Genomic DNA, 21,228 nt, shown 5'->3' with positions numbered 1-21,228 from the left:
AGCGGGTTCGCGTTCGACTATGGCTCTGATCAACTTCCAGGGCACGCGACATGCCAGCATCTTTATTCCGCTTCGCATCCGGCTGGCGAACCCTTGGCCTGGCCGTTGCACTGCCGGCATCCTTGGCCGTTTTCAGCCCCGCCGCCTTCGCCGCCGATGTGGTGGTCGTCACCGACAGCCGTCACCCGGTCAAGGCCATGGGTGGAGAGCGGTTGATCGAGCTGGATGAAGGCGCGCGCATCGAAGCCGAGCTTTCCGCACAGCTGCCCGCCGATCCTGAGCAGGCCACGGCCATCGTCAAGCGCCGCCTGAACAACGGTGGTGCCGACCTCCAGCGCCGCATCGCTGCCGCATACCAGGGCGTCGCCGACGCATGGAGCCTGGGCGTCACCAGCATCCCGGCGGTCGTGGTGGATCAGCGTTACGTGGTCTATGGCGAGCCGGACGTGGCCCGTGCCGTCGCGCGCATTGCGCAACACCGGAGGCCGCAGCCATGACCCGACCCTTCGAGCGGATGCGTCGCCTGCGTGCTGGCGTGGCCTCAGTGCTGCTGCTCAGCGCCACGGGCAGCTACGCCCTCAACACCGCAACCATCGTTGGTTCAGTGGCCTCGCCAGACTGCCTCGAATACCGCGTCGTCGGCATCTGCTACTGGCTCTACTGCACCTGGACAGGCTGCACGGTGCGCACGTCGATCAAGGTGCGCCACTACATCCCCGATGCGGTCGTCTCCAGCTACAGCAACACCGGCGAGAACCCCTGGGTCGAAGTCCGGGCGATGAGCGCGCCCAACCCGTCCGCCCAAGCGGGCGGAGATGGCACCACCAACGAGGATCACGAGAACAATCTCGCCAAGTTCAAGAATGCAGACGTGATCGGCCATCCCGGCGTCGAGGTGTTCAACCAGTTCGTCTCGTCCTCGGGCTATTTCTGCGAGGGCGCAGGCACAGCGTTCATGCCGTATCTGCTCAGCACCCTGGACACGCTGGCCTGGCGCTACAACGTGCCCGAGATGGCCTACCCGGAGGCGCTGATTCCGGGCAGGCGCGAGGTCGGCGCGCGCACCACGCTGAACCTCTGGGGCAACGTGTATCCGCGCGGCGGCTTCCTGCACCAGGCCGACGACCACAAGGCCGGCGCCGTAGTGGCCCAGCGCGCCGGCGATGTCGTCACGCGCCGTGGGCAAATCCACGTCTATCAGCCGCTGCTCGCCAACTCGCGGCCCGGCTACTGGCCTGCCGGCGCGCTGATGGAAGGCGATGCCTCGACGGGCAAATGGCAGGAACTCACGCCCGTCCTGTCCTCGTCCTGCACGGTTTTCCCGCGCAGCGGCTTTCTGACCCAGGCGCAGCAAGGCGACTACGCCTGGGCGCTGTGGCGGCCCTATGCGTGCTGCGAACGCCGGGGGCAAGTGTTCCTCGGCAGCGTCGATTTCCAATGAGGGTACGGCGATGAAGCGTCCTGAACTGATGAACCTCTCCCCAAAGGCACGCCGCCTGCTGCGCCCAACGGTATTGGCTGGGGTGCTGGCTGGCGCGCTCGTTCTTGGCGGCGGCCTGGCGTGGGCGCAGACCGGTTTTCAAACCGGCGGCTCCGTCATCGGCGACGAGGTGATGTATTCGATTGGCGGCGGCAGCGCAGTGTCCATGGGCCGCGCTGCCGGCATGCGCTCGATCGGCGTCGGCGTGGGCTGGAACAGCAACCTGATCTGCGGCGACATGAGCATCCAGACCACGCTGCGCAACCAGCTCAACGGCGTCACCAACGGCTTTCAGCAGATCATGAGCAACGTGATCCAGAGCGCCACCAGCGCGGTGGCATCGCTGCCGGCGCTGATCATCCAGCGCGCCGATCCCGGCCTGTACAACCTGCTGACCAACGGCGTGCTGCAGGCGCGGCTGGATTTCGACCGCTCCAAGCTGACGTGCCGCGCCATGGCCGAGAAGATGGCCGACACGGCGGGCGGACAGCTCGGCTGGAGCCAGATGGCCGAAGGCATGGCACTGCGCGATGCGGTGTCGAGCACGGATGCCGTGTCGGCGATCGAACAGGCGGAGACGCGCCGGGGCAACGACGGCGTGCCTTGGGTGGGCGGCAGCAATGCGGGGGGAGCAGGTCAGTCCGCGATCCGCGTGGTCGGCGACGTCACCCGCGCGGGCTACAACCTAGTCAACGGTCGCAGCGTGACCGACACGTCGTCCATTGCCCCCGCCAGTTGCGCGAGCCTGTCCTGCCAGACCTGGACGTCGCCACAGCAGGCGACCGAATGGGCCACACGGGTTCTTGGGGAACAGGTGCAGCGTACCTGCGATGCCTGCACCAAGACCGAAACGGTGCCCGGCGTCGGGCTGACGCCGCTGATCCAGGAGGAGTACGAGGCAAAGCTGGAAGCCTTGCAGGAACTGGTCTCGGGAACTCGCAACACCACCTTCGAGAACCTGCGCGCGGCTGGCAGCAACTCGCTGCCCATCACGCGTGGCGTCATCGAGGCGCTGCGCGACGAGCCGGATCAGGACCTGCTGGCGCGGCGCCTGGCCTCGGAGGTCGCGCTGGCGTCGGTGCTGGAGAAGGCATTGCTGCTCCAGCGCACCCTGCTGACCGGCAAGAAGGAGCCCAACGTGGCGGCGAACCAGTTGGCGGTCGAGGCCGTGAACCACGAGAGCGACACGCTCGACCAGGAAATCCGCAACCTCAAGACCGAGCTGGAGCTGCGCCGCGAGCTGGCGAACAACTCGCCCATGGCCATCATCCAACGCCACGGCACGCGCGCGGCTGGCTCACGTGGCATCTACGAAGGCGATCCCATTCCCGACCGCCTCGACCGGCTTCAGAAGGGCAATCCGGGAGGCAACCCATGAACCCGCCGCGTGCCAGTTGGCTGCGCCCGCGCTGGCTGCTGAATCGGCGCGCGGCGAAGGCGTTGCTGTGGACGGTGGTGCTCGTTGCTGCCGCCGTGGGTGCCAACGTCGTCGGCATTTACCTCGTCGGCAGCGTCGCCAGCTGGGAACTGTGGCTGACGGCCACGGCGGGTTACTTCCTTGTGTGGCGTCTGTGCCTGTACGGCGCAACAGCCTATGGCTGGGTCTGGATGCGTCGCCGACTGCTGGCGCGCGAGGCCCAGCGCGGAGCGGATAGGCAGGCGCGACGGCGCCTGCTGCGCAGCGAGATCGCCGGCGTCGCCGCCATTGTGGCGCTGGAAGCCAGCCTGTTGATGCAGGCCGCTTGAGGGGGCGAGGACATGACGCTTTTCACCACCGACTACTTGGAGTACTACCTGACGCTGGTGTCGTGGGTCGTCCACAACGGCATATGGGCCGTGCTGGTGGCGAGCGGTGTATTCGCGCTGCCTTTCGTCGCCATCATCGTGCAGGAATGGCTGAAGGCCCGTGCGGAGGGTGCCGACGAAGGCAACAAGGGCGTGCTTTCGGCTGCGCGCATCGAGAACCGGGTGTTCGTCGCCATCGTGGTGGTGATGTTCGCCGGCATCCCCTTCATCGACGTGGATCTCAACACCATCCGCTACGACAGCGCACGCTCGGCCCAATGCCAGGTCAGCGTGCCGCAACCCACCGATACCGGCTGGTCACAGTCCTTCAGCACCATCAACAACCAATCGGCGAAGGTGCCCGTCTGGTGGGCCTTTATGCACACACTCTCGCGAGCAGTGACCGGTGCCTCGGTGGCGGCGATCCCTTGCGGGACCGATCTGCGGCAGATGCGCATGGAGATCGACGCGACGCGCATCGACGACCCGGTGCTGGCTCAGGAAGTGGCGGATTTCTCGCGCGACTGCTACGGACCGGCGCGCGCCAAGCTCTTCATGCAGCGCCCGAACCTCGATGAGGCGCAGATGCACGACGTGACCTGGATCGGCTCGCGCTTCTTCACGGACACGGGCGGCTACTACGACACCTACCGCTCCAGCACACCACGCGATGACTGGCCTTACGACAGCAACCGTGATGCCGGGCTTGCGCAGGTGGCCAGCGGTGGCGGCTATCCGTCCTGCAGGCAGTGGTGGGCCGATGGCAGCAATGGCCTGCGCGCACGCCTGCTGGGGCAGGTAGACCCAAGCCTGCTGAATCGATTGGCGGGCTGGGCCGGCTTTTTGAGCCGAGCCGATGTGGACGACTCGGTGATCCGCACCATCGCCTCGCCGAGGCAGCAGAAACTGAACCAGGGCAGCGTCTATACGGACTACGGCGGCCAGATCGACAAGACCCTGCCGAACATCGTGACGCGGGCCACGGGCGACGTCGGCATGGCTGTCGGCGCGATTGCCGCGTTTCCCGCCATGGACGTGGTGCGCCAGGCGCTGCCTATGGTGCTCGCCTTGCTCAAGATGGCGCTGGTCATCTGCATCCCGCTGGTGCTGGTCGTGGGCACCTACGACCTGAAGACCGTCGTTACCGTGAGCGTCGTGCAGTTCGCGCTGTTCTTCGTCGATTTCTGGTTCCAGCTCGCGCGCTGGATCGACAGCACCATCCTCGATGCGCTCTACGGCTGGGGCTTCGGCTGGAACCGGCCACACAGCAACTTCGACCCGCTGGTGGGGCTGAACAACGCCTTTGGCGACATGCTTCTGATGTTCGTCATGGGGACGATGTTCCTGGTTTTGCCGACCTTTTGGGTCGCAGCCCTGGGATGGGCAGGCGTTAGAGCCGGTGCGCTTGCACAGAATCTGGCGACGGGATCAAAAGAAGCGAAGGACGGTACCTCATCGGGAGTCAACAAGGTAACGCGGTGACAGCCGAGGATAGAAGCATCTATGCAATGCTCCAGGCTGTCCGGGGTTAGCAGGGTGAAATAGTCCCCCAGCGCCTGCTGCATCGAGACCAGCCCCGGATCAATCGGGTTTGCCCATGTTGTCATAATTCATCGGCCTGTCAATAAACAGGCCTGCTCGGCCTCAGCAGCTAAAAAGCCATAGAATTCGTGGTACAGACTTTTCTTGTTTAAATAGTCGCCTAGACAAGTAAACTCTTGCTCCAATTCCTTTCTCAAATATCCTGGGATTGTCAAAAGCTCTACTTCTTGACAGATTTCAATACGCACATCTAGTGAGGTTGACATACCATCCCATGTATCCATATCCCCCTCAACAAAACATTGCAACATCTTTTTAGATGAAGCCGACTCATAAGAAGTTTTTCCACGGCAGAATATATCGGATATGGCATAAGGGCCATGCGCAAGCGCGGTTTCCTTACCACTTCTATGTATGCTCTGCACTACAACCTCTCCAAGCAATTCTGGTTGCCTGGTAATGATAAGATGGTAGATAGAGTAATGGACATGATACTCATTCAGGAAACTTATTTTACCTAAGCCATGCTCTATAAATGGCGGATAATCCTTGTAGTCTTTATCGGATGTTTTCCACTTCCAGTACTTGTCGATTTCACAGTTAAAAATCCGCAGGATATTAGACTTTTGTTTTGCGTACAAAACGCCTAATTCAATACCATCTTTTGCCTCTTTAAAGTAATTACGCCCTTTTTCATCCTTGCGAGTAAATGTCACGTTTGCATAGCCAGCCAGCGAAGCACTCGTTGAATAAATAAGATTCTTGTACAAGGACACTTCGTCAAAGTTATTCCTGAGAAAAATAGTGCTCGTATCTAGATAAACACCACCATATCTTTCCAAAAGCCTAAGCCTGATAATGTCATTATGATTTCCATGCTGAACGCTAGGATCGCCAGCCTTCTCTATCAGTTGATGAAAGTACGGCGGGAGGGGTATGTAGTTTTCAATGTAATCAGGCGCGCGCTTGTCTAACGTAGTAACGATAACAATCCAATCACTGTTACTTAGCCTAGTCTCTAAATTTCTTATGTTTAAGGCATGGCCGATAGGCATGTCCTCTTTAGAAGAGTGCCAGTACAAGAAAACCACTTTTTTATTTTCCAATCTATCACTGTTCTTAATTCGGTTTAACGCATAATCGACGTCTGCGTTTTCGAATTGATTCATATCCTTAATGCCTCCAAAGTCAACCAGACCTTTGCTCTGAACAACTTCAAAGTTTCGACTTGTTGTCGGTTGCCAAATATTAAAATACCTAGTCTCAGGGTAGATAGCGACAACACCTTTATTTAGTACCTTAGAAACATGGACAAGAGATGTGTCTACTGAGATCAATAGTCCTGATTTGCGAATGATCGGAATAACACTTTCAAAATTTGTTATTCCTTTTACCAGCTCAACATTAGGCAAGCTCAAGTCGTCAACCAACTGTGAGGCTGACAGTAAAGAATTAGGAGAGTGCATAACGCCAAAGCTACTATCACGATGATACGTAGCTAGGTGTCTTATAAGAGACTTAGTTTTTTCGATAGAAAGCGACTTGTCATTCCGACTCCCGTAAGGGTTGATCAGAAAATCATAACTTTTTGAAAAACAGTCGTTCTCTACACAAAATGAAGCTCCAGCCAAAGTATTGTTCCCGCTAATTGCCATATCGACAATCGACTGGTAGATTCCGTAGATATCATTGTTTTTCGACTTATCTATGAATTCCTTACTTGACATCTTTAAGGCGCTATCTGTGCTAAAAATGACTCGAGGGTTCAAGAGAAGAACACACAGAACATCCTTAACTCCAAGCTTGCCAAAGAGTGGGACGATTGCATCACACCTTTTTACATTGAATGCGATATTAACTAGATCAAACCATCCAAAATTCTTCTCAAGTACGTGAACTGAATCTACTTGTATCACCGAGCAATAGAGCGCACGCAGTGGTTCGTTGGTAATTACACTAACTCTTACACCGCAGTGAGAAGTTAGGAATTCGATGATGGGGGCCGAAGCGATAGCGTCACCGTACTTACCATTCCAGTTAACGAAAACAATATGCCTGACGTTGCTATTTTTTTTCGTAAACCGCTTGATGAGTACAAATGACCAATCAAGAAGCCGTATCAGGAGCTCACTAAGCACAGGAAATAGAGTCTTCATTTAGAGCTGGCTCCGGTTGTTTGGACAGTTTTTCCTGACCGATAATTGGACGCCTGCGGGTGGCTGTCCAATCCCGGACGACTCCTTGACCTTGAGGTTTGCCAGAAGATTACCTTTAACAAAATCTCGCGTGCCGTTGCAAGTTTCAGGATGCGGTGATAAATGTGATCATACGGAACTAGACCCCGCCTTTGGCCAGGATCGTCTATCGTCGGCAAGACGCTGGTCAAATTCGGCGTACCGGCAGAAGGATATGAATGCGTTATCGACAGAGGTTCTATTGGACAATCTTCATGAGTTGTTAGCCACAATGCCCGATGCTGAGCGAATCCATTCGCTTAAAGCACGGATAGTGCCCGGCCTAGGCGTGGCGCAGGGAACTCTCGCTCGCCAGTTGCCACTGATCAGCCAAGGCTTCCCCGAGGTCGTAGACTGTTACCCTGGGACCATAAATATGGAGCTCGAATGTCCTCTCGAAGTGACGCAGCCCGATCATCGCACTCCTCCGCTCGCCTGGACTCCGAGCGGACGAACGACTGAAGTATTCGACCTAGTACGTATTGAGCTCGAGTTCGGCCCACTACCGACGCGTGTGCCCGCTTGGTTGTACGTTGCCCACGCATCCCCTCACCGTGGCACCCCGACCGTTCATGAGGTGATAACTCAGCAGTTAAACCTGAGTGAGGTCAGTGAGTGCCAAATTCATCTGCGCGCAAGCGCAGTAACACTGACACCCACACATTCACAAACGAAGCCTCAAGGCTGGCTGCTCACGGGTAAATAGCCCTGCCATTGGTACTTAACAACCCGGCATTTGTCAGGTACTCCCTCAGCAGCACCAAGGAAGGAGCACATTGCGGCTGGCCTAGAAACTCGTTGCCCAAGGCAGACTTGTACAGGCGCAGCCAGGTCGACGCAGGCACCTTCGGCAGGAAGGCGGCGAGCGACTCTCGGTTTCCCTCCCCGAACAACAAGCGCAGGGTGCGCAGGATTGGCTGGTAGTCCCGCGCAGACAACAGCTCCGCAACGGTATCGTCCAGCCGTTGCTCGACCACCACACTATTCAGCCGATCCTCAACCGAGGCGTCACCCAGTGCCACTCGGGGATCAATCGCCACCGGATAGATTGCGTGGAACGACTTTGCACCGTTACGCATGGATTCATAAAACACTTTGTCAGCAGTAGCTCCGGTAACCAACACATCGTCGCCAAAGATCACATGCACACCGCTCCAGCGATAGAAATTTTCAGCCGGAATGATGTGGTCTTGAACCAGATTGACGCGCTCCCGCTCCTCGGTGCTGAGGCTGGCGTAGTCCTCACAGGGCGGCGCAATCCTGGGTAGCTTGACGTTGATGATGGTCGGCAACGCCATATGCGCCAGTTTGACGTTGACCTCCTCGACCACGAACTCATAGAGTACGTTCGCCGTGGACGGCACGTTGCGCCAACCAGTGGTCATCATCACCACGTTGTCACCACAGACCTTGGCGTTCTGGAACAGGTATGACCATTGCGAGTCTGGCCTATCCAGCTCGCCACAGAGGTAGTCGATCAGTTGTCTTGCGAGATACCGGATGTCATGCACACCGCCGTATTTTGCACGGCTGTAGATCCCAGCCAGTGCTGCGGCATCGCTGCCCGTGGCCATGTCGCGGAACAACCCCGACTCGGCAGGTGTAAGGCAGTGCAGGGCAGTACCGCCAAAAATCGAAACATACTCGGTCATGCTGATCAGGTCACGTGCAAACAGCTCAGCAGCGAACGCGCGGAATCCAGTTTTCACATCATTCGCACGGGGCTGAGCGGAAGCCTGACGAAACATCGCCAACTGGACATCAACCGGACTCTTAAGTACCTCGAACCATAGTGGAGAATTTCCGGGGTAAATCATGTTCAAGGCCGTTCCAGTCCTGCTGTCAAAGTTGCTGGTGTGCCCGGTAACGTCAGGCTGTCGAGGGAGACATCGATTCGTCGGCGCATCTTGTAGTAACTAATGCTCTTTAGCCCCATAGGCCTCAGGGCCTCAAGCAGTTCAGCAATGCCCGCACCAGCGTCGCTCGGGTCATGGGTATCAGACCCAACCGTGAAAGGTACCCCGTGTGCGATAAGGTGTGCCACCAATTCCCGAGACGGATAAGACCAAAAGCCCTGGGCCTCTCTACCCGTTGTAGGGTCCAGGCTCGACTTTCGCAGACCTGAGGCATTGAGCTCGAATGCGATACCACTTCTGACGAGCTGCGCTAGCAAAGGTTCGAAACGGCGCAGGAAGATGTCTTCCGGCACACCACGCAGCAAGGTGTCAGCGTGCCCTACAGCATCGAACAATCCACTCTCTAGCAGACCTTCGAGATTGGCGAAGTAGCGATCTAGAAACGCCTCCCCGGCAATGCGTGGCAGCTCCCAGACCTTCACCATCGCCTCATCTGGAACTTCCACGTAATGAATTGAGCCGATTACAAAGTCCATCGGGTAACGAGCAAGCAGCTCGCGATTGAAGGCGTCGGTGCCTGGCATGTAGTCGAGCTCCAGGCCACACAGGATGGTGATCTGCCCCTGGTAGACCTGCCGCGCTCGCTCGATGTCGGCGAAATATCGATCAAGCTCGGAGGCGAGCAGACGATTGTCCGTATCTATGGGAAACGGCGCGTGGTCGGTGATTGTTAGGACGGACACGCCGGCGGTGATCGAGGCGCGAACCAACTCATCAACGGTGCCGGTTGCATGCTTCGAATAAAAGGTGTGGCTGTGTGAGTCGATCATGCAGCTTCCCATTGCCCGAGCAGCCCGGTATGACTTGCCAGTTCCTTCACAAGCCAGTAGGGGTTGTTCGCCTTGGCGATGATCGAACGAAGCAGGTCGGTGTTATCAAGGCGCGCTAGCAGCTCTGTCAAGGGTTGCGTATAAAGTGCTCGGGTTAACGGTGTTTCCCTCACGTGCTCAACCAGCCGTTGCCAGTCGACCTGGTCAAAGTGAATGTTGCCCAGACGCTGATTCTCGATGCCATACAGGTATATATCGCCGCTAGGCTTTACCGTGACATCCAAACCATTGGCCTGCGGCGGTTTGTTCAGGCTGCCGAAGGTAAAGGGCTTGCCGACCTTGGACTCGATCGCCTCAATGTAGCCGAGCATATCCAAATAACCGGGGGCGGTTCCTGGAGCTGGGTGAACGAGGTTCTTGTAGTCGATGCCGAAGCACTCGCCACCCGCAACCAGCACATCTTCCAGCACGCTCTGTGGTTCGATGGTTGCCTCAAGCCCCCAGCAAGCCAGTTCGGACTTTAGGTACTCACGAGTGAAATCGCGGTCGGTATCGATTGAGCGGAACGAGAAACTCAGCCCAGACGGTCGCCGACGTCGAAGGAAGTCCAAGCTGAAACCATGGGCTCGCCATTTGACTTTCTCGATATGATGGCTATCTGCACTGAGGCGGATGTTGCAGGTGTCGCCATTGGTCAAGACAATCCGGTTTGTCGTGTCGTAGAACTCCTCCATCTTGTCATGTGGATAGAACCCACTGGTGATGAATTCGAAGCACTTACCACCTTCTGACAACCCAAGAATCTCGTGGAACACTTTGGCGTTGTTGAGTGGTTCGCCTTCACCACTGATGGAGATGCGCTTGACCTCCGAAGCATTGATCAACCTAGCAAGGTTTTCCCGCGCTAACGTTGATAGCTCCATGCTAATGCCCGCTTTGTGCTTGTCGGCGTACATACAGAAGGCACAGCCGATGCCGCATATTTGTGTAATGTCGATGTATAGGAGGTGTCCCTGAAGATGCATTAAAAGCCTCAATCCAACCTTGCGCCAATGCACAGGTTTTTTTGTAAATAATTTGAGATGATTGCGATGACGGATGAAATCTATGCGAACCAATACCGCCTGTCCGCGCCAAATCATTCAGCGCAATACTTTTTCTGGCCATCCGTTTATAAACATTGAGCCATCAGTTCTCAGGCGAACTTCAAGCACACGCTCGACTTCACCATCACTTTCAATCCGTGCGTCGTAACGCGTTGTCAGGTAATGAAATTGTTGATTTGTGGAGCCTGCCCAACGGCGATTTTGCTCCGGCAAATTCACCTCATACGGGCCATCTACCAACACATCCGTGTAGCGAATCAGTTGGTCAACCCCAGGCAGCTGCAGCACATCAAGCTCGTTTTTTGTATATCCACTAAATACCATCACTGACAGCCCCAGCGACTGCGCTCCTTGCGCAACAACAGTCAAGCCTTGTGCTTGCAACATGGGCTCGCCACCGAGAAAGGTCACCCCTTCAAGATCATACGCATGGTGCGCGTCTTCAAGCCAGTCGAGAACCGATGAGGCCGAAACAAACTCACGCTCAACCAGCTGCAAATACGCGGGGTTGCAGCAGCCACGGCAACGCTTATTGCAACCTTGCACCCACAATGCTGCTCTTCGCCCCGGCCCTTCTGCTTCGGTGCAAGGTAGGCGAGATGCCATATTCAGCCAATGCACAAATTTCACTCCAGTTCGAATAACAATTTTCCACCGGCAATATGAACTTCAATTGCCTTTCCCCGGATCTGATCAGGGGCGGCCATTTGTGCAAATAGAAAATCGGCCAATGGATCAATCAGCTTATTGGTCAGTGCGTTAGGGACGCCGCGACCACCCGTTCCGCGATCCACTTCCCTGACCAGCAAGGCCAGTATCTCGGCCTCCTTAACTAGCCTCAAATCCGAAACACCCCATTTATCCTTCAGCCCTTTACGCAGTGGCTCCAGCTTGGCTCGAGCGATATCAATCAAAAATCCATCATCACGCATGAAGTTGAAAGGAATGATGTTGGCTTCGCCAATGCGCCCTAGCAATTCAGGGCGCTTTAATTCATGCACGAAATGCTGTCGCACCTTTTGGATGAATGCATTGCGCACATCCTGGCTTTCATGGCTCACTTCGGCTGCGCCGATGTTTGAAGTGAATACGATGACGGTGTCCGAAAAAAGCACCGTTTCGCCCTTTCCATCCGTCAAGCGGCCGTCTTCCAGAATTTGCAAAAACTTATCAAGGATGCGCGGGTGCGCCTTCTCGATTTCATCAAACAGCAGCAGGGAAAATGGCTTTTGCTTGACCGCATTGGTCAGCTGCCCTCCAGCTTCGTAGCCCACGTAACCTGGCGGTGCACCCACCAATCGCTGGTCAGCGTGCTCGTGATTGAACTCGGACATATCGAAGCGAAGGCAGGCTTCTTCGTCGCCGAAGAGAAATTCCGCAATGGACTTCGCCAGTTCAGTTTTGCCTACGCCCGTAGGGCCGACAAAAAACAGCACGCCCTTGGGAGTACGTTGCCTGTATGAGTGTTGAAGTCCCGAAAGTCCCGTGAAGGCGCGCACGAGGATGCGCCGCACCGATTCAATGGCTTCCCCTTGACCTTTGACGCGCCGCCCCAGGGTTTCGACAATGGTCTGAAGTTTTTTGTGATCCAGTTGCTCCCAGGGGCTGTGTCGGCGGCCGTGGCGATATAGGTTGAGCAGAGACAAGGCACTTGAGACTTCAGTCTCCTGTCGTGAAAGTCGTGCGAGATTGTGAATGTCGCGGATACTCTGGCCTTCTAATCCATCCACAAAGTCAGCTAACTCTCGTCCGCCTTGCTGCAAAGGGGGCTGCAGCCGAAACACTTCTTTCAAACCCAGTACGGCAGACTCGCGAATCTGCCTTGGCGGCAAGGGAATTGCTATTTCACTGAACAAGGGATTGTTCAGGTAGATGGATGGTGGCAACACATTCAAGCCCCCGCACAGCAACACCAGCAGCGATTGCGGTTGACCAATGCTTTCAGCATTACGAACCACGGCGGCATCACGGGTGGCCTGTCCCAGACGTAGCAGCCATCCGCGCTCGTTCTCACTCAACGAATTGACGCTGCCAAACAAATATTGTGTCCAGTCCAGCACAAAAGCGACAGGTTTTTCGGTGCGCGGTTGCCGCAGCCATTGTGCAGCAACAGTCAGTAAGTCATCCGCGCTGGCCGTGATGCCGTTGGATGCGGGGCTCGCCACTGGTGTAGGCGGCAAATCACCCATGTCATAGGCATTCCCCTCAGATGTGCTTTCTCTTGCGGCAGGTGGGGTAACTGAGCTTTGCAATTCCCCCCAAGTCCTCGCATCAACGCCGCTGACACCATTGACGCGGTTCCAGAAAACTACATGCTGATACCCACGCTGACGCAGCAGGTTCATCAACGCGGTAGGCAACGCTGTCCATTGCCCTGGTGCTTCGGGATCGGATGTCAAATCACCCGTATTACCGTGCAAGATAACACCGCGCCGTATGCCGCATTCGCGGCGAAAGTCTTCCTGCCACGGCAACAAAGCTGAACTCATTTGCTTCTCTCCTGTGTCGCATCAGGGTAAGGGCGAGCATCCTGATCCTGGTCGTCGGGATTGACCCAAATCACGCGTTTGTCACTCAGGCTGATGCCGTAAGCATCTTGTAGCGTTGCCATGACGGGGGCGACATCTTTCTCGCACGTTTTGCCTTTGTATTGATGAAACTTGTAGCTGAGATGACCGCTCAAGTTGACGCGGAAATCTGCTTGCGCACCAGCAGGGCGACGGGCGCGAATCAGCACTTGGTCTTCCCCTTCCGATACAAGATGCTCTGGTCCATCCACAACAAAGCCAGCTTGTTGCAGTGACTGATAAACCGCCCGCACGACTTCACGACGCTGGCTTTCGTCTACGGCAGCTTCATCTTGTTCTTGCACCAGTTGGTTCAAGGCTTCAGCCTGCTCTGCAGGAGCCAGTCCTATTGCATGAGCCAATGCCTCGCGCAACTTGGCAGCGCGTTCGCCACCGTCCTTATTCGCTTCCTGCTCCAACTGCTCTCTTTGCAGCGTCAGTACGTCGGTCACGGCCTCGCGCTGCACACGATTTTTCATTTCTTGCAATTGGCGCTCAGCGTCCACTTCATATCGCTGCCGAACTTCGCGTAAGGCGGCTGAAATTTGCGCCGAGGTCATGTTGTTGGCAGCATTGCCAAGTAGCCGCTCCCGTAGTTTCTGCAACTCGGCAAACGCTGCGTTGAGTGCGACAGGTGTGCTCCAGCCACTCAAACCCTCGCGCCATGCTGCTTCAAGTTCTGCCTTCACCTGCAACTGTCGTTCGACCTCAGCTTGCTGCGCGTTGCGGAATGCCTCAGCTGCGGCTAGCTCCGCCTCTTGACGGGAACGGCGTTGCTCACGCGCAAAGCGTGGTAATCCGTGGAATCGACCACCCAGGGAACGGCTCATATCTCTGGCAGCAAACGGGTCAGACTCCAGCAGAGCCTCCATGCGCTGAAGATCAGAACTCAGCTCACGAAACTCCGCTGGAATCACATCGCCCAGCCCTTGGCTGGCGACATCATTCAATACGCTGCGGTAGCGCTCAAGGAACGGACGCGTTGTCTCGCGCACACGCTGTCGATCAAGCTCTTGTTTGCGTTGCCGTTGAATTTGATAGCGATATTCGTCTGCCCGACTCATGGTTTCATTTCCTTTGATTTTTTCTTTTATCTTGCTTCCGTGAATGTATGCTTGGTGCACCAGCAGCAGCAGCGGGCACAAGGTGCGAAGGCGCATATGACTTGGAATCTTGCGTGTTCAGGCCAAGAGACTGCGCCTTGGTGCGTAGGTTGATGTCATTGCTCACAAACAAAACATCATTCAGCCGAAAGAATAACGCCGTTGAAAGAATGGCATGGTCGGGCTGCCTGGCATCCCATTCAGCAGGCAGTAAGGCTGCGTAGTCTGTTTCATGGCGGATACGGGACGCGCTTGCATCCAACTGGCGAATGGCCGCGCGCGCCTTGACCGCGCGAGCCTCATCTTCACTGCTCTTCAAACCATCCAACTCGCTCAGCACACGAAGCGGCACCACCAAAATATCGCTGGAGCTCAGCCCTTGCAAAAGCCCAGGATGTTCCATCAGAGCGCTGGTATCCAGCACGGCGATGCGATGCCCAATCTCGACTGGGGCCAGCTTCTCCTGCGCCAGAAGGCTCCAGCTCTCCACCGCTTCATTCAACGCATCCCAGAGGGGCAACGATATCTTTAGACCGTGGAAACTTTCCGCAGCTTTGCGCCAAGTGCGCACGGCATCCAAGGCACGAGGGGTCAAGGTACGCACATCCATTTGGCTATTACCCGCCGCTTTCAACGCCTGCTCGCCAATACTCCGGTAAACATCCTGAACGGCTTTCTCAATAACTTGCACTGGCTGCTGTATCGCGTGTGGGCCATACATCTTCAACTCTTTGCGCTCCAATGCGTGTTCCAGCCACACTTGCCGCAATTCGACGGTGAGCAATTCTTCTGGAATTTCAGTGGTGGAAGGCAAGGCAGATCGCAGCTTTGCCAATGATTCCAAGACCCGAATGGGAGCCGCATGACGCAGCAGCGCGGCTTGCAGCGGCACAGCCTTGTCTGCAGACAACATCTGAGCCACCTGGGTCAAAAGAGAAACGACTTCTTCAGGTTCAAGCTGATTGGGCGTATGCCTCAACGACTCATCAATAGCTTTTGCCAGAGATCCTTCCCACGCTGGTTTCCAGTCTTTCCTACCGGGCCGCCACAAACCAATTGCTTGTGTAGCGGGTTCGACCAATGCCATCAGATCGTTCAGTGGCTGTTCAGCACGCGTGGCAAGCCACGGCCACACCGTTTCGCTGAGTGCATCGACATCCCGCCATGCCACGGGCATGAAGGCAATGCGTGGGTCATCAGAGTGCTCGCAAGCCCCTTCTAAATCTCTGCGCAGCTTGGCCCAAAGCTCGGTTGCAGCCTGGTCGTTCAAAGTTACCGCCAGGCCACACAGGCGCGGCTGCCCGGCCCAATAGAGGCGGAGGTTACCGGCTACTTCTACTTGAACGCTCGCCCCATCGATCTGAGGCAGAGACAAGCTACGAAATCCCGTCGTAATTCCTGCGGGGGTAGGCACAAGCAGTGTGTACACGGTCGGTTGTTTGCCATTGGCAACCAGTTCTGGTGCATTCACTTCAGACGATAAAACGATAATGGGTGTTGTTGCATCCGCTGCTGCAACCCCTTGCGCAACGATGCAGAACCGCGCCCTGGCTGTGCTCCCTTTAGCGGCAATGGGGCGGGCAGTGCGGGCCTCTCGTAAAACAGAAGAGTGAACGATGGGCAGCAAGGAATCTGGCTCGCTTGTCAGAGCATCAGCAAGCAGAACCTCCCATGCCAGTTCGAGTTGCGCTTGCTCCAGCCAACGCTGCAACGCTGCATCACGCGGAGCGCTCGCAGACAGTGCACCATCCTCGCTGCACGAGACTTCAAGTCGGCGCTCTATCCGTCCCGCTGGCTGAACAATGGGCGCGATGCGGTCTATAACTGTCGCAGGGGCTTTCCAGTCATACGTTTCCTGCGCTATGGCGCGCTCAACCTGCGGCAGCGGATTTTGCGGCCTTAAAGCTTGATCAGCGACACTAACGCGACTGAAATCACTTTGGCTGAGACGCGCTCCATCATTCTGTGTGGACTTAATCTCGTCGCTGATGGGATCATAGCGGTGCCAGACCTTAACCGTGCGCGAGCGCACCGGCAGGCTGTCGCTACGCAAAAATTGCAAGCCATCGGCAGTCAATTCAAGCTCAGTTAAAGGGGCCTCAAGCCTATCTTGAGCGTAACGCTTGGGCAGCGCTCCCAAAGCGGAAAGTTCAGATACGCAGCCTTCCAGCAGTTCACGCACATCACCTGCACCCAATTGATCGCGGAAAACGGCCAGCAAAGACAAGTTCTGTTTGTCGGGCAAATGGAGTCCGGGATCACACAGTCGCAACACCATCCGTTCAAATACTGTGGGCTTGCGCTCGGTGTGATAGGTCACATCGGATTCAATGCGATACAAGGGCAAGGGGACGGAAATTTCTGCTAGCTTCATGCGCGGCCTCCCCGGCTACCGTACTTGTCGTTTTTGGGCGCAGCCGTCCGATGAGTCGGAGCATTGGACCTGCCACGCTGTTGTTGTTGCTGTTGGGGTAGCATGTCAGGCGACATCAATTGCCTTGCCGGAACCAGCCGTGCATCGCGCTCCAGTTGATCCAGAATGTCCTTGTAAACGGCTCGCTTCACGCTACCTGCGCTGTCCATGCGCGGCAAATCCACCTCGTAGGACGCATACATGCTTTTCGCGCCGAAGACGACCAGCAGCGCCTGCGCGCGAGAAAATGCCACGTTGATAAACTCAAACCGAGCGACATTGGCCTTGCTGGAACGACGCCGAGGCTGATTGCCCGAGCGCAAAGGGTCGTATCCATCGTGGCGCACCATGCTGACTAGCACGATCGACTTTTCCTTGCCCTGATAGCGAATCACCGTGTTGACTTCAACATCCAGACAATCAAATCGCCCATTGGACTCCCTGGGCCTGCGGCGGCGGATGGCTGCGCGAATTTCTCGGCATTGGTTAGCGTAGAAAGACACCACGCCGACTTTGCGCTTGTTTGACCGGGAGTAGCCCTGTGCAGCAGATTGCCGCTCAATTTGCTCTAGCGTCTCTGCAATCAACTCCGCTTCCAGCTTATTGGTGCGCCGTGGCTGGTTGCCGTCCATGTCTTCACGGTGAATCTGGTTGTGCAGGTTGTAGGTTGTGTCCACCCACAACGCATGGTCATCCGGAGTGAGTAACGGTGAGCCACCGTTCACATTCTTCAACGTCAGTCCGTGAACACGGCGAAGCTTCGGGTCTGGATCGTCGTCAGGCCGAAGGAGGCCGCATTCCAACTGACCTTCGTAAAAGTGGTTCACCATCGCCATGATTTGCGGGTGCATTCGGAACTGCACACTGAGTCGTGCGCGGATCGCATCGTCCGCCATCTCGAAATGCGACTTGAACAACGAGGCTGTGACCATTCTCTCGAAGCGGCGTAGGTTGTCGCGGGTCAGCAAGGTCTGCGCTTCGGCAGGGTGACCTGTGCTGTTTTCCTCAGTGTTGGCCGCTTCGTTTTCTTCAACTTCATCCATGAAGCTGCGGGCTTCGTCGCCTTCCTGAAATAGCGGTGGCAGTTGGCGGTGGTCGCCCACCAGAACGGCGCGGCGCGCGCGCATCAAGGGCATCAACAATTCCAGCGGGGTAGCCTTGCTCACTTCGTCAATGATGGCGACATCAAAACTCGTCTGCCCGGCATCGCCCAACGTGCGTTCGTTTTCATTGCAGCTAATGGCCACCACATTACAGCTCGCCAGAAAATCCGCGCCCAGATGCTGCCAATCTTCTTCTGCGGCGTTGTTGCGGCTCAAATCGCGTTTCCAATCATCCAGCAACGGCCCCCATGTCTGGCGTTGATGTTGCTGGCTGGCCTGACGTTGCTCCAAGACCTTGATGACTTGGGCAACAGTTTCGACGCGCTGCGACAAGGTCGCAGCAGGTTCCAGCGGCAAGCGGTTGCCTTGCGTGATTGAATCATCCTGCAACAGAGCCTGAACCTTCTGCTCATGCTGTCTGCGCTGCTCGACCCAGTCATCGATCTTGCTTTGGGCGTTGCGCTCCTGGTTCCGCGCGGCTCGCACAAGGCCATCGTTCGGGGCTTCAGGTGCGGGTTGCGACAATTGAGCCTGCGTGGATTGCTTCACGATTTCGATGGCCTGCTCGATGACCGGCCGCGTCCTCTCCAATGCAGTTAGGCTGGCATCCATTTCGTCTGCCAGTTGAGTAGCGTTCTTAATCGGAGCGCACCATTCGGACGCTTGGCGAAACAGACCGTCATAACGGCTGCGCTCCAAGCCCACACCAGCCTGCTCCAACTCTTTGAGCTCCTTGCGCGCGGCTCTCCAATCATCTACGTAAGCAGCGTCCTTCTCCATCTGCTCCTCCAAGGCTTTGACCTCGCTTCGGAGCGATTCAATACGTAACCGGGTGCTGGCATCCTGAATCGGGGCGCCCGCTGCTTCGCGAAGACGACGGATGTCCGCAGCAATAGCTTCTCGCGCATTCGTGAAACGCCGCCACGCGGCCAACATATGCGCCAGCATTGCGCCCCGACTGCTTGCATCGGCCAGCCAATCGTCCATCGAAAATTTCACGAGCAATCCTGCAGCCTCGCAGGAAGCAAGGCCTTGCACCAGATTTCTGGCAGGCGCTTCCACATCCCGCAAGTCGCCATGCAACGTTTCGGCCTCGCCATGCAGCAAGGCCTGAATGCTGTGCAGGCGCTGACGTTTGGCCTTTTCTTCATCTAGCAGCGCGCAGGCAGCGTCATACGCCTGCTGTGTCTGCGTTGTCTGGCTGCGGGCCGATGCAAAGTCCGCTTCAAGCTGCCCGCGCCTACTGGTCAGCTCCTTCTCGTCGTGCAACACAAAAGCCGCGCGGTCATGCCATTCCAGCAAGAGACGCAAGTCTTCGTCAGCACGCTTCCACACCACAAGACGGTCTTCGGTTTGCCCGGCCAAGGCCTTGTAGTAACGCTGCAAGGATGCTTGCCCCGCGAAGGCTGCTCCATCTTCTGTCACCTTGCGTTCATTTCGTGCCAACCGCACTACGCGCAAGGAACCGTCATGCCCCAACCTATCCAGCGCATTGTCCACTGCGGTATGCGCCTGAGATGCCAGCAGTACCCGCTGCCCGCGCCGCGCCAGTTGGACGATGGCTTCTGCGATCACCGTAGTCTTACCCGTGCCAGGCGGCCCTTGAACCAAGCACAAATCCGGTGCAGAAAGAATCTTGACCACGGCTTCTTTCTGGGCCGGGTTGAGCTTGTCATTGGCCCACTGCGTAACCGGCTCCAGACGCTGCGGTACGGAAACCTGTGCAGCTTCGAACAGATAATCAGTCAGATACGGCGCATAGCCGCCTTGCTCCTGCAGCTGCCGCAACGCCTGTTGATGGCGCTTGATCAGGCTCATGTCGCCTGCCGTTGAAATGGACAGAAAACCGGACTCCGGAATTTGACTCAGGATGCGCTGGCGCAGGGCATCCGGCTCCTCGGCATTGGCGAGATCATTCGCGTCGTCTTCGGTCAGTGAGACGGTCAGCTCGGCAAATACGGGCGTAGGCCAAGGACATTCCGGCAAGTTGTCGTCCTTGGGTAATTGCTTATCTTTCGGCACCGATGCAGGCTCCGAGAGTTTGCCAGCTTGCCCTAGCCGAGGAAGGCGGCGCTCCTCCCTTTCAGGCAATCCGAACACCCACGGTTCTTTGGATTGACCAACCTGAAACGCCACCAGATCATCCCGCCCCAAAGCCTTACGGTCTTTTTGCAAAGCCTGTGCGCTCTGCGCGACCAAGGAAAAAACCAACTGCTCGTCACGCCATTCACGGCTGATGTAGCGCAAGCCGCGCGCCTTGTGGCGGATGAGACTTTCTTTCCATCGAAGAAATTCAGTCCACTCGGTCAACTGCTTTTCGGTTTGCTGCGTAATTGGCGGCAAGTCGGCCAACAGTTGCGGCGTGAGCAGGTTATTGACGCGCTGAATGCGCGGCTGACCCGGCGTGGATTGCAGACTGTCATGCACGGCAAATGCAGTGACTTCGCGCTCGAAAGATCGCGCAGGCAGGTCGGCGGTCTCGATGAAGCCGTTGATGATAAAAATCGGCGAAGAGTGTTCAGTGAGCCAGCTTCCCGTGGCGATGAAGGCGCATCCTTTTGGAAAAAGCCAATCCCGCCCAGCAGCGTTAACTCGAATCGCCATCTGTGCGTATCGTGGGTTCTGCCTATCCCGCTGTCGATTGGAAACATAGCCTGCGATCGGCATGTTGTTTGGAAAAAGCAGTTCAAACAGCACTTCCGCTCCATCACGGCCGTTACACCAGTTTTTGAATGACTGATGACGACGCTGAATATCGGCGATAGCCCGATCTATCCAGCTTCGGTTATTCAGGTCAAGAGCAATATACAAATTCATCAAAAAACATAGCCTTGTTAGTCGTCATACGGATTGTTGGGGTCATGCGGGTCGAGGCGATACCCGTCCGGCGAGTACAAGCCGAATCCTGCTTCACCATGACGCAGTTCGTCGCGTGGTTGCGAAAAATCATCACTGCTTCTGCGAAAACCGCGAGAAACAACTAGCAAGCCCACCAGCAGCAGCGTCATCCAGAAAGCCACATAAAACAGCAATCCCAGCACCACCAGCTTAATCGCCCACACGAACACGGGGGCCCCCGCTTGCGGCACTCCCTTCGATACCAACCAGTTTGACGCCCGCCGTTCGCCACGCACATAGGCGCGCCATCCACGGCCAAGGGTGCGTCCGAGGCGTTCTGCGGTGCTGGTGCGGGTCGTGGTGTTCATGGT

Annotated in this window: 15 protein-coding genes; 5 read left to right on the top strand and 10 right to left on the bottom strand. The window is 56.6% G+C overall.

Annotated elements, in window-relative coordinates:
- Positions 1-50 precede the first annotated feature (50 nt).
- From ACFPFG_RS31970 to ACFPFG_RS31950, 5 genes are read left to right on the top strand one after another with little or no spacing between them, the layout of a single operon-like run.
- Positions 51-497 carry a TIGR03757 family integrating conjugative element protein gene (locus tag ACFPFG_RS31970; protein WP_034027937.1) on the top strand — a complete coding sequence of 149 codons (447 nt, stop codon included), beginning with the start codon at positions 51-53 and terminating at the stop codon, positions 495-497.
- On the top strand, positions 494-1,441 hold the full coding sequence (locus ACFPFG_RS31965; protein WP_034027936.1) for a TIGR03756 family integrating conjugative element protein: 948 nt from the start codon (positions 494-496) through the stop codon (positions 1,439-1,441). Before ACFPFG_RS31970 ends, ACFPFG_RS31965 begins: the two co-directional genes overlap by 4 nt.
- Positions 1,442-1,451: 10 nt before the next feature.
- On the top strand, positions 1,452-2,858 hold the full coding sequence (locus ACFPFG_RS31960) for an integrating conjugative element protein (protein WP_121738012.1): 1,407 nt from the start codon (positions 1,452-1,454) through the stop codon (positions 2,856-2,858).
- A complete protein-coding gene (locus tag ACFPFG_RS31955) occupies positions 2,855-3,226 on the top strand; it encodes a hypothetical protein (RefSeq protein WP_034027934.1) in 372 nt (123 codons plus the stop codon). Before ACFPFG_RS31960 ends, ACFPFG_RS31955 begins: the two co-directional genes overlap by 4 nt.
- A gap of 12 nt (positions 3,227-3,238) precedes the next feature.
- Complete coding sequence (locus ACFPFG_RS31950; protein WP_121738013.1) at positions 3,239-4,747, top strand: conjugal transfer protein TraG N-terminal domain-containing protein; 1,509 nt, start codon at positions 3,239-3,241, stop codon at positions 4,745-4,747.
- Between the two features lie 128 nt (positions 4,748-4,875).
- On the opposite strand, the gene ACFPFG_RS31945 is transcribed toward ACFPFG_RS31950, so the two are convergent.
- The 10 genes from ACFPFG_RS31945 to ACFPFG_RS31900 form a co-directional block, all read right to left on the bottom strand.
- On the bottom strand, positions 4,876-6,963 hold the full coding sequence (locus ACFPFG_RS31945; protein ID WP_380109940.1) for a capsular polysaccharide synthesis protein: 2,088 nt from the start codon (positions 6,961-6,963) through the stop codon (positions 4,876-4,878).
- A 770-nt stretch (positions 6,964-7,733) separates the two neighbouring features.
- The gene (locus tag ACFPFG_RS31940; RefSeq protein WP_380109938.1) at positions 7,734-8,864 is read right to left on the bottom strand and encodes a hypothetical protein; all 1,131 of its coding nucleotides are present in this window, start codon (positions 8,862-8,864) and stop codon (positions 7,734-7,736) included.
- Positions 8,861-9,727, bottom strand: coding sequence for a histidinol-phosphatase (locus ACFPFG_RS31935; protein WP_380109936.1), 867 nt, complete (start codon positions 9,725-9,727; stop codon positions 8,861-8,863). The genes ACFPFG_RS31940 and ACFPFG_RS31935 overlap by 4 nt, the downstream gene beginning before the upstream one ends.
- Positions 9,724-10,869: a hypothetical protein gene (locus tag ACFPFG_RS31930; RefSeq protein WP_380109934.1), complete on the bottom strand. Its 1,146-nt coding sequence runs from the start codon at positions 10,867-10,869 to the stop codon at positions 9,724-9,726. Before ACFPFG_RS31930 ends, ACFPFG_RS31935 begins: the two co-directional genes overlap by 4 nt.
- Positions 10,870-11,439 carry a 4Fe-4S single cluster domain-containing protein gene (locus tag ACFPFG_RS31925; protein WP_380110374.1) on the bottom strand — a complete coding sequence of 190 codons (570 nt, stop codon included), beginning with the start codon at positions 11,437-11,439 and terminating at the stop codon, positions 10,870-10,872.
- A 20-nt stretch (positions 11,440-11,459) separates the two neighbouring features.
- Complete coding sequence (locus ACFPFG_RS31920) at positions 11,460-13,322, bottom strand: AAA family ATPase (protein WP_121738018.1); 1,863 nt, start codon at positions 13,320-13,322, stop codon at positions 11,460-11,462.
- Complete coding sequence (locus ACFPFG_RS31915; RefSeq protein ID WP_380109932.1) at positions 13,319-14,560, bottom strand: GumC domain-containing protein; 1,242 nt, start codon at positions 14,558-14,560, stop codon at positions 13,319-13,321. Before ACFPFG_RS31915 ends, ACFPFG_RS31920 begins: the two co-directional genes overlap by 4 nt.
- Positions 14,469-16,877 carry a PIN domain-containing protein gene (locus ACFPFG_RS31910; protein WP_380109930.1) on the bottom strand — a complete coding sequence of 803 codons (2,409 nt, stop codon included), beginning with the start codon at positions 16,875-16,877 and terminating at the stop codon, positions 14,469-14,471. The genes ACFPFG_RS31915 and ACFPFG_RS31910 overlap by 92 nt, the downstream gene beginning before the upstream one ends.
- On the bottom strand, positions 16,874-20,836 hold the full coding sequence (locus ACFPFG_RS31905; RefSeq protein WP_380109928.1) for a DEAD/DEAH box helicase: 3,963 nt from the start codon (positions 20,834-20,836) through the stop codon (positions 16,874-16,876). The genes ACFPFG_RS31910 and ACFPFG_RS31905 overlap by 4 nt, the downstream gene beginning before the upstream one ends.
- A 17-nt stretch (positions 20,837-20,853) precedes the next feature.
- Positions 20,854-21,225, bottom strand: a complete 372-nt coding sequence (locus tag ACFPFG_RS31900) for a DUF3742 family protein (RefSeq protein ID WP_380109926.1) — start codon at positions 21,223-21,225, stop codon at positions 20,854-20,856.
- Positions 21,226-21,228: the final 3 nt, after the last annotated feature.

The organism is Delftia deserti, assembly GCF_042653485.1.
Lineage (GTDB): Bacteria > Pseudomonadota > Gammaproteobacteria > Burkholderiales > Burkholderiaceae_C > Comamonas > Comamonas acidovorans.
Note: the sequence above shows the minus strand (reverse complement) of the source record. Positions and strands in the feature narration are given on the sequence as shown.